The 255-nt window shown below is 58.8% G+C and carries 1 rRNA gene; it reads right to left on the bottom strand.

Annotated features, from left to right (window positions below):
- Nucleotides 1-255, bottom strand: a 23S ribosomal RNA gene (locus ACLBYB_RS33545); the annotation flags it as partial.

Genomic DNA, 255 nt, shown 5'->3' with positions numbered 1-255 from the left:
TCGCTATCGGTCGCTGAGGAGTACTTAGGCTTGGAGGGTGGTCCCCCCATGTTCAGACAGGATTTCACGTGTCCCGCCCTACTCGAGTCCTGTGTATCGTCCGTCCCGTACGGGGCTGTCACCCATCCTGCCGGCCTTTCCAGACCGTTCCGGTAAACTCAACACAGGCACTGGCCTGATCCGCGTTCGCTCGCCACTACTGACGGAGTCTCGTTGATGTCCTTTCCTCCGGGTACTGAGATGTTTCAGTTCCCC

This window comes from Methylobacterium sp. D54C, from assembly GCF_053345595.1.
The sequence above is the reverse complement of the archived record's forward strand: the minus strand, read 5'-3'. Positions and strand labels throughout refer to the sequence as shown.